Source organism: Mesorhizobium sp., assembly GCF_041661565.1.
In the GTDB taxonomy this organism is placed as follows: Bacteria; Pseudomonadota; Alphaproteobacteria; order Rhizobiales; family Rhizobiaceae; genus Mesorhizobium.
The window spans coordinates 1-13,507 of record NZ_JBAZUD010000129.1 but is presented as its reverse complement, the minus strand read 5'-3'; the positions used below and the strand labels follow the sequence as shown (position 1 = coordinate 13,507).

Genomic DNA, 13,507 nt, shown 5'->3' with positions numbered 1-13,507 from the left:
CGGGCGGCAATGCCGGTCAGCAGTTCGCCAATATCAGGCGGGGTCTTGCCAGCCCATTGATCCGAGCCGATGACGGCTATGGCGTCGAGATCGGCATTCTCGCCGACCCCGGCCGGGCGATCCGGCATGAGCCGAAAAGCGCTCATGCTGCGCACCGGTTGTCCGTCTGGAGTGAGCGATACGGCGCGGGCATCGAACCACTCGACCGCGGAGGCGGCCAGGAGTCCATATTCCCAGTCGGCGAACCCTTCGATGAACAGAAGGCCGATCGTCTTGCGTTCAGACATGTATCTGCTCCTTGCCGATCTTTTGCTAAAGTGCCGGCATTGCCGCCTACGCCGGTTGCGAGGTCTCAGTTGCCGCCCGGGAAACGGTCATACATATCCGGCCAGCCGATATCTTTGCGAACGTCCGCCGGCAACGCGTTCATGAACCGCCGCGCGCGGATCTCGTTGTTCATGGTGCGAACCTTGCCGACATAATGCTGCATTCCGCGCAGGATGGAAAATCCGTTCATCACCAGTCTCCTCTCTCTGGACAAAAGCATCATCGCACACCCCTGCTGACAGCAGTCTGTCAGGAGGCAGTCTGCCGGGGGGGCGTTGGGACCGCTATTCGGGCAGGCAATGGACCGTCGGACCAGCTGCGCGGCCGGGCCGAAAACGCACTGCGATTTCCTGCCGGCAGCCGATCGAACTGCTTTGACAGGCGCCAATCTTGCTGGTCAAAGGCGACATGACGAAAATCCTCGCCCTGGTCATTGTCGGTTTCATGATCATCCAGTTGATCAAGCCGCTGGGCTGGCCGGGGCTGAAACGCCGTGGCGACTTCTGGAAGCTGGCGCTGCTGGCCATGGCCGCGATCTCGCTGGCGGCGGCGCTGGGGCATTTGACGTAGACCAGACCATGCGACGCCACCGCGTCGGTTTCAGCCGGCGATCACCGTATCCAGGAGGTGCTCGGCCCATGCCCGATAGCCGGCTTCCGAGGCATGAAAGCCGTCGGAGGCAAAGCCGGCTTCGGGGTTGGTGATGGGCAGTCGGGGGGCGGGGACCGCGCCGCGCTCCAGGCAAAGGCGCTCGCCCATCCGGTTCATCGCGGTGGCGCGGATTTCGAGGATCTCGCCGAGCAGCGCCGGCATGGCCGGCGCGCGCGTGAACTCAAGCACCGGCGACCATATCACGCGCGCTTCCGGCCACTTGGCGCGCAACGCATAGAGCAGGCCGCCGAACTCCTTCTTGAAGCGCGGCACCGAGTGGAAGTTCTTGGTGTCGTTGGTGCCTAAGGCCAGCACGATATGCGTCCACGGATCGGCCGACAGGTTGGGCAGCACATGGTCCCGGATCTGGCCGGACGTCGCCGAGTTGAAGCCGGCGGCCCGCCATCGCACCGCGCGGCCGGTGCGCCGGGAGATCAGCATGGCGAGTTGCGCGGCCAGGCCGTCTTCGGAATTGCCGATGCCGACCGAAGCGGCCGAGGAATCGCCCAGCACCAAGAGCGAGATCGCCGGCGCGTCTCCTGATATCTCGTGCATGACCGGTCCCTGCGCCGGCAGCATGCGCGTGGTGCGGCGGCGCACGCCCAATCCCTGCCACATGTAGACGGGGAAGGCGAGCCAGGTGAGGAAGGTTGGGAAACGCATGGCACTCCCTGAAATGGTCAGGGCAGGCTTAGCGCATGTTCGGGCCGGCGTGAACGATCTTCAATCGCAGCAGCTCGGTTGAACCGATTGTCCGTCCTGATAGTCGTCGTGCAGCCGCACCCAGTCCATGAGGCCATGATAAGGACCGTTCTCGTTGCGGCCCTTCGGCGTCATGTCGAGATAATCATAAGCGCCGATCTGCGCCTCGCCACCGCGGGCGCGCGATATGAAGGTAAGGAAGATGTCGCCGTTTTCGTCCCTGAAGAAGACGCTTGTGCCTGGAAGCTCCTTCGACGTCCGGGGGCGGATGTCGAAATTGTAGGTCGTGTCGCCGGCCGCGATCTGCCTGTCGGTGAAGGAGACCTGCATGTCGAAATTGAAATCCGAGGCATAGGACGACGCCCAGTCGAATTTCCAGCCCATGCGCCGCCTGTAGGGCAGAAGCTCTGCCAGCGGCGCGCGCGAGATCACCACCAGCGACACGTCGTGGTGGCGCAGATGCTGGTCGGCGCCGTCGATATGGTCGGCCAGGAACGAACAGCCTTCGCAATGATGGGTGGATCCCGGTCCGAACATGAAGTGATAGACGATCAACTGGCTGTTGGCGCCAAACAGGCCGGCGAGGTTCTTGGGCCCTTGCTCGGTCTCGAAGACGTAATCCTTCCTGATCTTGAGCCACGGCAGTTCACGCCGCTCGGCCGCGATGCGCTCGCGAAGCCGCGTCAGTTCCTTCTCGCGCGCGAGATGCGCCTTGTGCGCCTGGAACCAGTCTTCGCGTGAAACCACCTTGTTGCGAGGCATGAATTTCTCCCTTTCAGACACACCAAGGACGGTCGGGACGGGAGCGAACCGACATTGGCGGCGGTTTTCGCTGAAAGGAAGACATGGATAGGATGGGGAGGGCGCCACACCAAGCCGGATAGGCTGAAAGAATGACCGGGCCACGCGGCCCGGTTCGAAGGAAGCCGAAAGAGCCGTGATCAGGCGGCCTGTTCCAGGCTCGCCTTCCATTCTCCAAGCGCCGCCAGATGGTTCATATGGGCGCGATGGGTGAAGGCCGCCTGGCCAGCGGCGACGTTCGACGCCTTGCCGCTCCATGCTTTCTGCGGGGCGGCCTGCAGCGCGCGGCCATAGGAAAAGGTCAGCTTCCAGGGATGCGGCCCGATGGCGTTGATGGCGTTGAGGTTGGCTGTCGCCTCCTCGTCCTCCTGGCCGCCCGAAAGAAAGGCGATGCCGGGAACCGCGACCGGCACGGTCTGGCGGAACAGCTTTATGGTCTTCTCGGCGATCTCGTCTGGACTGTTGGTCTTGCCTGATTTCCTGCCTGCTATGACCATGTTCGGCTTCAGGATCGTGCCCTCCAGCACGACCCGCGCCGCATGCAGTTCGTCATAGAGCTTGATCAGCGTTGCCTTCGAAACCTCGTAGCAGGTGTCGATATCGTGAGCCCCGTCCATCAGCACTTCCGGCTCGACGATCGGCACGATGCCGGCCTCCTGGCAAAGTGCCGCATAGCGGGCGAGCGCATGGGTGTTCGAGGCGATAGCGGTTGCCGAAGGCACGCCGCTGCCGGTGTCGATGTCGATCACCGCGCGCCATTTGGCGAAACGGGCGCCGAGCTTGTAATAGTCGGCAAGACGCTCCCGCAGCCTGTCGAGGCCCTCGGTAATGGTGTCGCCGGGAAAGCCGGCCAGGGGCTTGGCGCCGGCGTCGACCTTAATGCCGGGGATCGAGCCAGCCGCTTTGATGAGATCGACCAACGGCGTGCCGTCGGCCGCCTTCTGGCGGATCGTTTCGTCATAGAGGATCACGCCGGAGATATATTTGGTCATCGCCTCCGTGGCGCGGAACATCATCTCGCGGTAGTCGCGGCGGCTGTCGGCGGTCGATTCCACGCCGATGACATCGAAGCGCTTCTTGATCGTGCCGGAGCTTTCGTCCGCGGCCAGCAGGCCCTTGCCGCCTCCCACGATCGCGGCGGCAATGTCTTCGAGACGGTCGCTCATTCTGCTCTCCTCCAGGTCTGTTCCGCGCCCAACGGAAGTCTAGCGCCAAAGGAATGGCATCGGAAAGCTCGAATCGAGTGAAGGCGCCGGCCGCCAGATCAGGCCGGACCTACTTCTTCAGCACGTCGACGCCCGGCAGCGGCTTGCCTTCCATCCACTCCAGGAAAGCGCCGCCGGCGGTCGAGACATAGGTGAAGTCGTCGGCGACGCCGGCGTGGTTGAGGGCTGCAACGGTGTCGCCGCCACCGGCGACCGAGACCAGCTTGCCTTCCTTGGTGCGCGCCGCCGCGTGCTTGGCCGCCGCCACCGTCGCCTGGTCGAAGGGCGCGATCTCGAAGGCGCCGAGCGGACCGTTCCAGACCAGTGTCGCGGCGCGATCGATCCATTCGCCAATGGTTGTCACGGTCCTGGCGCCGACATCGAGGATCATGGCGTCGGCGGGCACGTCGGATATGGCGACGGTTTCGCTGGCCGCGCCGGCCTTGAATTCCCTGGCGACCACGCCGTCGACCGGCAGGATGATGGCGCAGCCGGCTTCCGCCGCCTCGATCATGATCTGCTTGGCGGTCGCGGCCAGGTCATGCTCGCACAGCGATTTGCCGACATTGGTCCCGCGCGCGGCAAGGAAGGTGTTGGCCATGCCGCCGCCGATGACCAGCGCGTCGACCTTCTTCACCAGGTTCATCAGCAGGTCGATCTTGGTCGAGACCTTGGCGCCGCCGACGATGGCGACCACCGGACGGACCGGATTGCCCAGACCCTTTTCCAGCGCTTCGAGCTCAGCCTGCATGGTACGGCCGGCAAAGGCCGGCAACAGATGCGCCAGCCCTTCGGTCGATGAATGCGCGCGATGCGCGGCGGAGAAGGCGTCGTTGACGAAGATGTCGCCATTGGCGGCGAGTTTTTCGGCGAAGGCCGGATCGTTCTTCTCCTCGGCCTTGTAGAAGCGGGTGTTCTCGAGCAGCAGCACGTCGCCGTTTTTCATGGCGGCGACGGCGCTTGCCGCCGTGTCGCCGACACAATCGCTGGCAAAGCCCACGGGCCGGCCAAGCACTTCGGCTGTCGCCTTGGCGATCGGCTCCAGCGAGAATTCAGGCGAGGGGCCGTCCTTGGGTCGGCCGAAATGCGCGAGCAGCACAACCTTCGCGCCCTTGCCCGACAGTTCGGCGATAGTCGGGGCGATGCGTTCGATCCGGGTGGCGTCGGTGACCTTGCCATCGGCGACGGGAACGTTGAGGTCGACGCGCACCAGCACGCGCTTGCCGCTGATGTCGCCGATATCGTCGAGTGTCTTGAAGGCGGCCATGCTGGATCCTTTCCTCGGAAAAACGCCGGACCATACCCCGCGCCAACGATGATGCAAGGCCCGGGAGACGCGTGCGCGGAAAAATCATCCGGCCGTCATGTGTCCAGCCGGTCAGCCTTCGGTCGCGGCCTTTTGTGCCTCCGGCTCGGCGGCCGGCAACGCGTCCGCCGCCTTGTCGGCTGGTTGCATGTCCAGCGGCTGGCGCCAGTTGCGCAGGAAAGCCCGGAGACGATCGCCGATTTCGCCGGCGCTCAGGAAAACCGGCACCCTTGCCACCGGCGCGGTCGGCTCGAAGGAAAGACCAAGGCCCGTGATCTTGCCCTTTTCATCGACGTCGCGGACGATCAGTTCGATCGGGCCGAGCAGCACGCGGTCGGCATATTCGGCATGGCCGCCGAGCCGGGCCGTGACCAGCGCACCGACGGTGAGCTTCTTTTCCGCCTCGGTCAGGCCGACGGCGTAAGCCGCTTCCAGTTCCGCGGCAGATCGGGCCGGATCGACGGCGAAGGCGCCAAAGAAATCGGCATCCTCGGGGTCGACCACGGCACGGCTGGCGAACAGCTTGTCCAGCAGGCGCGGATAGCGGTCCGGAACGAAAATGTAGACCTGGTCGCCGGCAGCGAGCCGGCCCATGTCCTGGAAGCGCATCGAGCGCCCGTCGCGCAGCACCAGCGAGGGCCTGGCCCAGCGCGGGATGCGCTCGCCGCGCGCCACGGGACTGCCCGATGCCACGCGATAGGCAAGCAGTTCATGGTGGGCGGAGCCCGGCAATTCGAGTTCGACCTTGTCCAGCGGCCCCAGCCGCGCCGGCACGATCAGGCCAAGGCGGCGCGCCAGCGGTCCAACCGTCCAGCCCTGGATGACCAGCGACACCAGCACGATGATGAAGGCGGTGTTGAAGATGAGCCGGCCGTTCTCCAGCCCGCCAAGCAGCGGGGTGATGGCGAGCAGGATGGACACGGCGCCGCGCAGGCCCACCCAGGAGACGAACGCGACTTCGGGACGCGGCAAGCGGAACGGGACCAGGCAAAGCCAGACCGCGATCGGCCTGGCGACGAACATCAGGAACAGGCCGAGCAAGACCGCCGGCACCAGGATCGCCGGGAATTGCGAAGGGGTCGCAAACAGGCCGAGGATCAGGAACATGATGATCTGCGCCAGCCACGACATGCCGTCCTGGAAGCGCTTGAGGATGGTGACGGCGCGGATGTCGGAATTGCCGGCGATGAGGCCGGCGATATACACCGCCAGGAAGCCCGAGCCGCCAATGGCGCCGGCGGCGGCGAACACCATCAGCGACAGAGTGAGCACGAAGATCGGCAGCAGGCCATGGTCGAGATTGAGCCGGTCGACGAGGCGCACGATGGCGAGGCCGCCGAGCACGCCGACGACGGCGCCGAGGCCCATATTGAGGAGGAAACCGAGCACAAGGCCCGTGACAAGCACATTGGTCTCGGGGCTGGCATGGGCGGCGATGATCTCGACCAGCGTGATGGTCAGGAAGATGGCGATCGGATCGTTGGTCCCGGATTCCACCTCGAGGGTGGAGCGCACCCGCTCGCGCAGGTTGATCTCGCCGGCGCGCAGCAGGAAGAACACGGCGGCGGCGTCGGTCGAGGCTACGGCCGCGCCGAGCAGAAAGGATTCCAGCCAGCTAAGGTCGATGAGATAGTGGGCGGCTGCACCGAACAGGCCCGTGGTCAGCAGCACGCCGAAAGTGGCAAGCGACAGCGCCGGCCCGGCGGCCTGCCGGAGCGCGTTGAGCGGCGTGCCGAAACCGGAATCGAAAAGGATGACGGCGAGCGCCAGTGAGCCGGCAAAATAAGCGATGCGGGCGTTGTCGAACTGGATGCCGAGGCCGTCGGTTCCGGTGGCCAATCCGATACAAAGAAACAGAAGCAGCAGCGGGGCGCCGAAGCGAAAGGCGATCAGGCTCGAGAACGCGGCGGCGACGACAAGCGCGGTGCCGACCAGCGTGACGAGATAGATCGCATGCTCCATGCAGTAAAGGCCCCGCTAAAATGTTTCAGTCCGCAATCGCCGGAGAGTGGGGCGAAGACATGGCGTGTGCAAGTCGCGGGCACGACTTTTCTGCTGTCGACACGCGATGGCACGTTCAGGCCCCTGTCAGGTTCGGCGGCTAGCCCGAGGAAAGCGGACAATCCTCCGCGACTAGCAAGGAAAGACACGCCATGAAGTTCAGTGCATATGCCGCGGCCGCCCTTATCGGTTTGGCCCCATTGCCTGCGATTGCAGCAACGACCACCATTCACGTCCGGCTTTGGGACAAGGGCATCGACCCCAACCCCGACATGAAGCTCGGCATGGATATGGGCGGCAAAATCTCGGATGCGACCATGGGGCTGAAAGTGGACAAGACCACCATTCCCTCCGGCAAGGTGGTGTTCGAGGTCGTGAATACGTCCAAGGAGACAACGCATGAGATGATTGTCGTGGCGTTGAAGGATACCAAGTCCAGCCTGCCCTATTCCGACAATGAAAATCGCATCAACGAAGATGCCGCCGGCTCGCTAGGCGAAGTCTCGGAGCTGGATCCCGGCAAGTCGGGGACGCTGACCCTCGATCTAAAGCCCGGGCGGTACGTCGTTTTCTGCAACGTGCCCGCACACTACATGAATGGCATGTGGCAGACGATCGACGTCAAATAGCGCCAGTTGCCTGCCTGAAAAAGAAAGCCCGGGGTGTTGTCCCCGGGCCCTGCTTTGGTCGGCAGCGATGATCAGGCGATCGTCTTGCCGAAGGCTACCGCGGTGTCGGACATTCGGTTCGAGAAGCCCCATTCATTGTCGTACCAGGACAGCACCGAAACGAAGTTGCCATCCATGACCTTGGTCTGGTCAAGCGCCATGATCGAGGAGCGGGGATCATGGTTGAAGTCGATCGAGACGTTCGGATGATGGGTGACGCCGAGGATGCCCTTCAGCTTGCCGTTTGAAGCGGCGATCACCGCCTCATTGATTTCCTGGACGGTGGTCGCCCGCTTGGCGATGAACTTGAAATCGACAACCGAGACATTCGGCGTCGGCACGCGGATCGAGATGCCGTCGAGCTTGCCCTTGAGGTCGGGCAGAACAAGGCCGATCGCCTTGGCCGCGCCGGTCGAGGTCGGGATCTGCGACAGCGCCGCCGCGCGGGCGCGGTAGAGGTCCTTGTGCATGGTGTCCAGCGTCGGCTGGTCGCCGGTGTAGGAATGGATGGTCGTCATCATGCCTTTTTCGATGCCGACCGTCTCGTGCAGCACGGCCGCCAGCGGTGCCAAGCAGTTGGTGGTGCACGACGCGTTCGAGATGACGATATGGTCCTTGCCCAGCTTGTCGTGGTTGATGCCGTAGACCACCGTGAGGTCGGCGCCTTCGGCCGGAGCCGAGACGAGGACGCGCTTTGCGCCGGCGGTCAGGTGCGCGGCTGCCTTGTCGCGGGCCGTAAAGATGCCGGTGCATTCGAGCGCGATGTCGACGCCCAGTTCCTTCCATGGCAGCTGTGCCGGGTCCTTGATCGCGGTGACCTTGAACGTTTCCTTGCCGACGGTGATCTGGTCGCCGGACACCGACACCTCATGCGGGAAGCGGCCATGCACGCTGTCGAAGCGCAGCAGATGGGCGTTGGTCTCGACCGGGCCGAGATCGTTGACGGCGACGACTTCGATGTCCTTGCGGCCGGATTCATGGATGGCACGAAGGATGTTGCGGCCGATGCGGCCGAATCCGTTGATGGCAACTCTAACGGTCATTTTTCTCTCCCTGGGAGCTGGAGCAGACAATTCGTCCGCAGCTTCATAGCGGCGCGAGCAGAAAGAATCCAGTCGCGGCGACGCAGTTTTAAATCGATTAGGTTAGACCAGTCCGGCGAAATCGTTTTGCGCGATTCCGCCGGACGTTGTTGTCCTTGTGCATGTCATCGTCCCACACCGCGAGGCGTTCCTGCGCGACCGCGCCTGGCCTACTTGGTGTGGAGACGGGCTTCCGCCGCCTTGGCCGCGGCCTCGGCAGTGATGCCGAAATGCGGATAGAGCTGCTCGATCGTGCCCGAGGCGCCGAAGCCGGTCATGCCGATGAAGATGCCATCAGTGCCGATGAGGTGATCCCAGCCCTGGCGGATGCCGGCCTCGATCGCCATCTTGACCGGCGCGCTACCGATGGTCTTCCCGCGGTAGTCGTCGCTCTGCTTGTCGAACAGTTCGAAGCAGGGCACCGACACGACGCGGGTCGGGTGGCCATGCTTCTCCAGCAGGTCGCGGGCGCCAAGCGCGATCTCGACCTCGGAGCCGGTGGCAAAGATGGTCACCGCCGCCTCGCCGCTGGCCGCGGCCAGTTCATAGGCGCCCTGGCTGCTCAGGTTCTTGGCCGAATGCTCGGTGCGCACTGTCGGCAGATTCTGGCGGGTCAGGGCCAATGTCGAAGGCGTCTTTTCCGATTCGATGGCGATCTGCCAGCATTCGGCGGTTTCCACCGCGTCGGCCGGACGGAAGACGTTGTGGTTGGGAATGGCACGCAATGCCGCCAGATGTTCGACCGGCTGGTGGGTCGGGCCGTCTTCGCCAAGGCCGATGGAATCATGGGTCATGACGAAGATCGAGCGGATGCCCATCAGCGAGGAAAGCCGCATCGAGGGGCGGGCATAGTCGGAGAAGCACATGAAAGTGCCGCCATAGGCGATCAGGCCGCCATGCAGCGTCAGGCCGTTGATGGCGGCGGCCATGCCATGCTCGCGGATGCCGTAATGGATGTAGCGCTGACCGTAATCGTCGGACGTGATGTTCTTGGTCTGGCTGGTCTTGGTGTTGTTGGAGCCGGTCAGGTCGGCCGAGCCGCCGATGGTTTCCGGCACGGCGCCATTGATGACTTCCAGCGCCATTTCCGAGGATTTGCGGGTGGCGACCTTCGGCTTGTCGGCCGAAAGCTTCTTCTTGTAGTCGGCGATGACGGCGTCGAAATTGGATGGCAGCTTGCCGGCGATGCGTCGCTCGAACTCGGCCTTCAGCTCCGGCTCGGCCTTGGCGAGGCGGCCTTCCCAATCGGTTCGCGCCTTGACGCCAGCCTTGCCGGCGGTGCGCCAGGCGTCGAGGATATCGGCCGGAATCTCGAAGGGAGGGGACTCCCAGTTGAAGAACTTGCGGGCTCCGGCGATCTCTTCGGCGCCGAGCGGCGAGCCGTGCGCCTTGTTGGTGCCGGCCTTGGTCGGGGCGCCGAAACCGATGGTGGTCTTGCAGGCGATCATCGTCGGCTTGTCGGAGTGGCGGGCGGCTTCGATGGCGTAGGCGATCGCTTCCGGATCCGTGCCGTCGATATGGCTGGCGTTCCAGCCCGAGGCCTGGAAACGCGCAACCTGGTCGGTGTTGTCCGACAGCGAGACCGGACCGTCGATCGAGATGTCGTTGTTGTCCCAGAAGACGATCAGCTTGTTGAGCTTGAGGTGACCGGCAAGCGCGATGGCTTCTTGGCTGACACCTTCCATCAGGCAGCCGTCGCCAGCCAGCACATAGGTGTAGTGATCGACGAGGTCCTTGCCGAAGGCGGCGTTCATGATGCGCTCGCCGAGCGCGAAACCGACCGAATTGGCGAGGCCCTGGCCAAGCGGGCCGGTCGTCGTCTCGATGCCCGTGGCGTGGCCATATTCGGGATGGCCGGCGGTCTTGGAGCCCAGCTGGCGGAAATGCTTGATCTGGCCGATCGTCATGTCTTCGTAGCCGGTCAGGTGCAGCAGCGAATAGAGCAGCATCGAGCCGTGGCCGGCCGAGAGGATGAAACGGTCGCGGTCAGGCCAGTGCGGCGTCTTGGGATCGTATTTCAGGAATTGCGTGAACAGCACCGTGGCGATGTCGGCGCAGCCCATCGGCAGGCCGGGATGTCCGGACTGTGCCTTTTCAACGGCGTCCATGGAGAGAAAACGGATCGCATTGGCCATCCGGTCATGTTGTTCACGCGACGTCATGGTTCCTCCAAGGTGGGGGTTTGGGGGCTGGGGAGAGCCCCTGAAAAAGGTGCGCGACACATAGCAGGCACGCGCTTTTAGTCAACAAATCGGTGCGCATTTGCCGGCCTTGTGATGCCGGCGGCGGGCCCACATTAGCGTTAGCGGGGGACAGCCGCGAGACCTTTGTTGACGCAGCCTTCACCCGGCGCCTAATGTTTCGGGAATAACGCGTTCTGAACGCGAACGATTCGGTGATGGGCAGGGCACAGGACGAAGGCCATGACCGGGGAAACCACGCTCAAGGAAGTAATCGCCAGGCTGGGCAAGGCCATCGAGGGGCTGGAAAGCGCCGTCGCGGCCAAGCTCGAGCACGAGCGCGACTATTCGGAAGCCGAGGCCGAGGTGCAGCGGATGAACGCCGATCGCTCCCGTCTGGCGCAGGAACTCGACAATTCCGAAGCACGCGCGGAACGCCTGGAAGACGCCAACAAGGAAGTGTCGCGCCGTTTGGTGACCGCCATGGAAACCATTCGTGCCGTGTTGGACAGGTAAGGGGCTGGACAGGTAGGCCAATGGCACAGGTCACGGTTTCAATCGATGGCAAGCAGTATCGGATGGCCTGCGACGAGGGCCAGGAAGAGCATCTGATCGACCTGGCCGAGCGTTTCGACCGCTATGTCTCGCATCTGAAGGACTCTTTCGGCGAAATCGGCGACCAGCGGCTGACCGTCATGGCCGGTATCATGGTGATGGACGAGCTCTCGGAACTGCAGAAGCGGGTCAAGGGCATGGAAAGCGAAGTGCTGACCTTGCGCAAGACGCGCGACGAAGCGCTTACCAAGGCCGACAAGAACGACAGCGTCCTGACCAATGCGCTTGGCGCGTTGGCGCAGCGCATGGAAGACCTGACGGCAACGCTGGCCGTGAAATCCTAGACCTCAGCGCCGCGCGCGGTAAATTTTCTGCATTCTTTCCCAAAAGCGCGAAAATTTTTCGCTGGTGTTCCGTTGCCGACGGCCGGGGCATTTTCAAGGTTGCCGCGGGAGTGGTAAAAGGGAACGGGTCCGCCCTTTTGGCGGCTTTTACAGGGTAGGTAGGGACGCACAATGAGCCTTCGCATCAACGACATCGCGCCGGACTTCACCGCCGAGACGACGCAAGGGACGATCAAATTCCACGAATGGATCGGCGACGGCTGGGCGATCCTGTTCAGCCACCCCAAGAACTTCACGCCGGTCTGCACGACAGAACTCGGCACGATGGCCGGCCTGGAAGGCGAGTTCAAGAAGCGCAACGTCAAGATCATCGGCATTTCGGTCGATCCCGTCGAAAGCCATGGCAAGTGGCAGGACGACATCAAGACCGCCACTGGTCATTCCGTGGCTTATCCGCTGATCGGCGACAAGGACCTCAACGTGGCCAAGCTCTACGACATGCTCCCGGCCGGTGCCGGCGAGACGTCCGAGGGGCGCACGCCCGCCGACAACGCCACGGTGCGCTCGGTCTACGTCATCGGGCCGGACAAGAAGGTCAAGCTTGTGCTCACCTACCCGATGACCACGGGCCGCAACTTCGACGAGATTCTGCGCGCGGTCGATTCCATGCAGCTGACCGCCAAGCACCAGGTGGCGACCCCGGCGAACTGGAAGCAAGGCGACGACGTGATCATCACCGCGGCGGTGTCCAACGAGGATGCCATCAAGCGCTTCGGCGCCTATGAAACGATCCTGCCCTATCTCAGGAAGACCAAGCAGCCATCGGCCTGAGATAGGTTCGAAACGGTTTTCGGCGTCTGCGCCTTCCTGCGCCAAGTCATGCTTGACTAAGGCTATCGGGTGGATAACCATGCTCCACTCGGACGGCCTCAGGAAAAACCATTCCTGCGGCCCCAGAGCAATTCCAGGAAAAGTGTGAAACGGTTTTCCGTCCGGAATTGCGTCAAGACGAAGAGTTTAAAGCGGTTTGCCGTTTCCGTGAAACGGCGAACTGCTCCAGGTTGGGGAACCGAAATTGGACGCAGCCGTGGCGAGGCCGCAGGTCAGCGGCTTCTACGACAAGCCGACCGGATCCATCCAGTATGTCGTTGCCGACCCGGCGACAAAGCAATGCGCCATCATCGACCCGCTCCTCGATTTCGATGAGAAGTCCGGCGCCATCGCGACGAAGAATGCCGATGCCTTGCTCGATTTTGTCGAGGAGCACGGGCTGAACGTCGAGTGGATCCTCGACACCCATCCGCATGCCGACCATTTCTCGGCGGCGCATTACCTGAAACAGAAGACCGGGGCGCCGACCGCGATCGGCGACAGGATCGTCGAGGTCCAGAAACTGTGGAAGGCGATCTACAATTGGCCGGATTTCCCTGCCGACGGTTCACAGTGGGACAGGCTTTTCGGCGCAGGCGAGACCTTCAGCATCGGCACCCTTCCGGTCACGGTGCTTTTCTCGCCCGGACACACGCTGGCCTCGATCACCTATGTTGTCGGCGACGCAGCCTTCGTGCACGACACGCTGTTCATGCCCGACAGCGGCAGTGCCCGGACTGACTTTCCGGGCGGCAGTGCCGCGCGGCTCTGGCGCTCGATCCAGGACATCGTGGCCCTGCCTGACGCGACGCGCG

The 13,507-nt window shown here is 63.4% G+C and carries 14 protein-coding genes and 1 pseudogene; 6 read left to right on the top strand and 9 right to left on the bottom strand.

The features are described from left to right. Positions 1-287: pseudogene (locus WC739_RS19900) on the bottom strand (glutamine amidotransferase); the annotation flags it as partial. Between the two features lie 65 nt (positions 288-352). Beyond that, positions 353-517 (bottom strand): hypothetical protein, encoded by a 165-nt coding sequence (locus WC739_RS19895; protein WP_372954735.1) that lies wholly within the window; start codon positions 515-517, stop codon positions 353-355. 200 nt (positions 518-717) lie between these two features. Here WC739_RS19895 and WC739_RS19890 point away from each other — a divergent pair, with 200 nt between their 5' ends. After that, a complete protein-coding gene (locus tag WC739_RS19890) occupies positions 718-897 on the top strand; it encodes a hypothetical protein (RefSeq protein WP_372954737.1) in 180 nt (59 codons plus the stop codon). A gap of 30 nt (positions 898-927) precedes the next feature. Here WC739_RS19890 and WC739_RS19885 read toward each other — a convergent pair whose 3' ends face one another. The 5 genes from WC739_RS19885 to WC739_RS19865 form a co-directional block, all read right to left on the bottom strand. Then, entirely contained in the window at positions 928-1,641 is a 714-nt protein-coding gene (locus WC739_RS19885) for an SGNH/GDSL hydrolase family protein (RefSeq protein WP_372954734.1), read from the bottom strand. A gap of 60 nt (positions 1,642-1,701) precedes the next feature. After that, positions 1,702-2,442 carry a DUF899 domain-containing protein gene (locus WC739_RS19880; protein WP_372954733.1) on the bottom strand — a complete coding sequence of 247 codons (741 nt, stop codon included), beginning with the start codon at positions 2,440-2,442 and terminating at the stop codon, positions 1,702-1,704. A gap of 179 nt (positions 2,443-2,621) precedes the next feature. Continuing rightward, on the bottom strand, positions 2,622-3,647 hold the full coding sequence (locus WC739_RS19875; RefSeq protein WP_372954732.1) for a class I fructose-bisphosphate aldolase: 1,026 nt from the start codon (positions 3,645-3,647) through the stop codon (positions 2,622-2,624). 109 nt (positions 3,648-3,756) lie between these two features. Further along, the gene (gene pgk, locus WC739_RS19870; RefSeq protein ID WP_372954731.1) at positions 3,757-4,953 is read right to left on the bottom strand and encodes a phosphoglycerate kinase; all 1,197 of its coding nucleotides are present in this window, start codon (positions 4,951-4,953) and stop codon (positions 3,757-3,759) included. Between the two features lie 111 nt (positions 4,954-5,064). Then, entirely contained in the window at positions 5,065-6,954 is a 1,890-nt protein-coding gene (locus tag WC739_RS19865; protein WP_372954730.1) for a potassium/proton antiporter, read from the bottom strand. Between the two features lie 191 nt (positions 6,955-7,145). On the opposite strand from WC739_RS19865, the gene WC739_RS19860 reads away from it, so the two are divergent. Beyond that, a complete protein-coding gene (locus WC739_RS19860; protein ID WP_372954729.1) occupies positions 7,146-7,622 on the top strand; it encodes a plastocyanin/azurin family copper-binding protein in 477 nt (158 codons plus the stop codon). Positions 7,623-7,693: 71 nt separating this feature from the next. Here the strand turns inward: WC739_RS19860 and gap are convergent, their stop codons facing one another. Together gap and tkt are read right to left on the bottom strand one after the other, a co-directional pair. Continuing rightward, entirely contained in the window at positions 7,694-8,704 is a 1,011-nt protein-coding gene (gene gap, locus WC739_RS19855; protein WP_372954728.1) for a type I glyceraldehyde-3-phosphate dehydrogenase, read from the bottom strand. Between the two features lie 209 nt (positions 8,705-8,913). Then, complete coding sequence (gene tkt, locus WC739_RS19850) at positions 8,914-10,905, bottom strand: transketolase (protein ID WP_372954727.1); 1,992 nt, start codon at positions 10,903-10,905, stop codon at positions 8,914-8,916. A 261-nt stretch (positions 10,906-11,166) separates the two neighbouring features. Here tkt and WC739_RS19845 point away from each other — a divergent pair, with 261 nt between their 5' ends. The 4 genes from WC739_RS19845 to WC739_RS19830 all read left to right on the top strand — a co-directional run. Continuing rightward, positions 11,167-11,439 (top strand): DUF4164 domain-containing protein, encoded by a 273-nt coding sequence (locus tag WC739_RS19845; protein WP_010911918.1) that lies wholly within the window; start codon positions 11,167-11,169, stop codon positions 11,437-11,439. Between the two features lie 20 nt (positions 11,440-11,459). Next, positions 11,460-11,822: a cell division protein ZapA gene (locus WC739_RS19840; protein WP_224666165.1), complete on the top strand. Its 363-nt coding sequence runs from the start codon at positions 11,460-11,462 to the stop codon at positions 11,820-11,822. Between the two features lie 171 nt (positions 11,823-11,993). Continuing rightward, a complete protein-coding gene (locus tag WC739_RS19835; protein ID WP_372954726.1) occupies positions 11,994-12,653 on the top strand; it encodes a peroxiredoxin in 660 nt (219 codons plus the stop codon). Positions 12,654-12,897: 244 nt separating this feature from the next. Beyond that, a partial coding sequence (locus tag WC739_RS19830; protein WP_372954725.1) for an MBL fold metallo-hydrolase occupies positions 12,898-13,507 on the top strand: 610 nt, incomplete at its 3' end.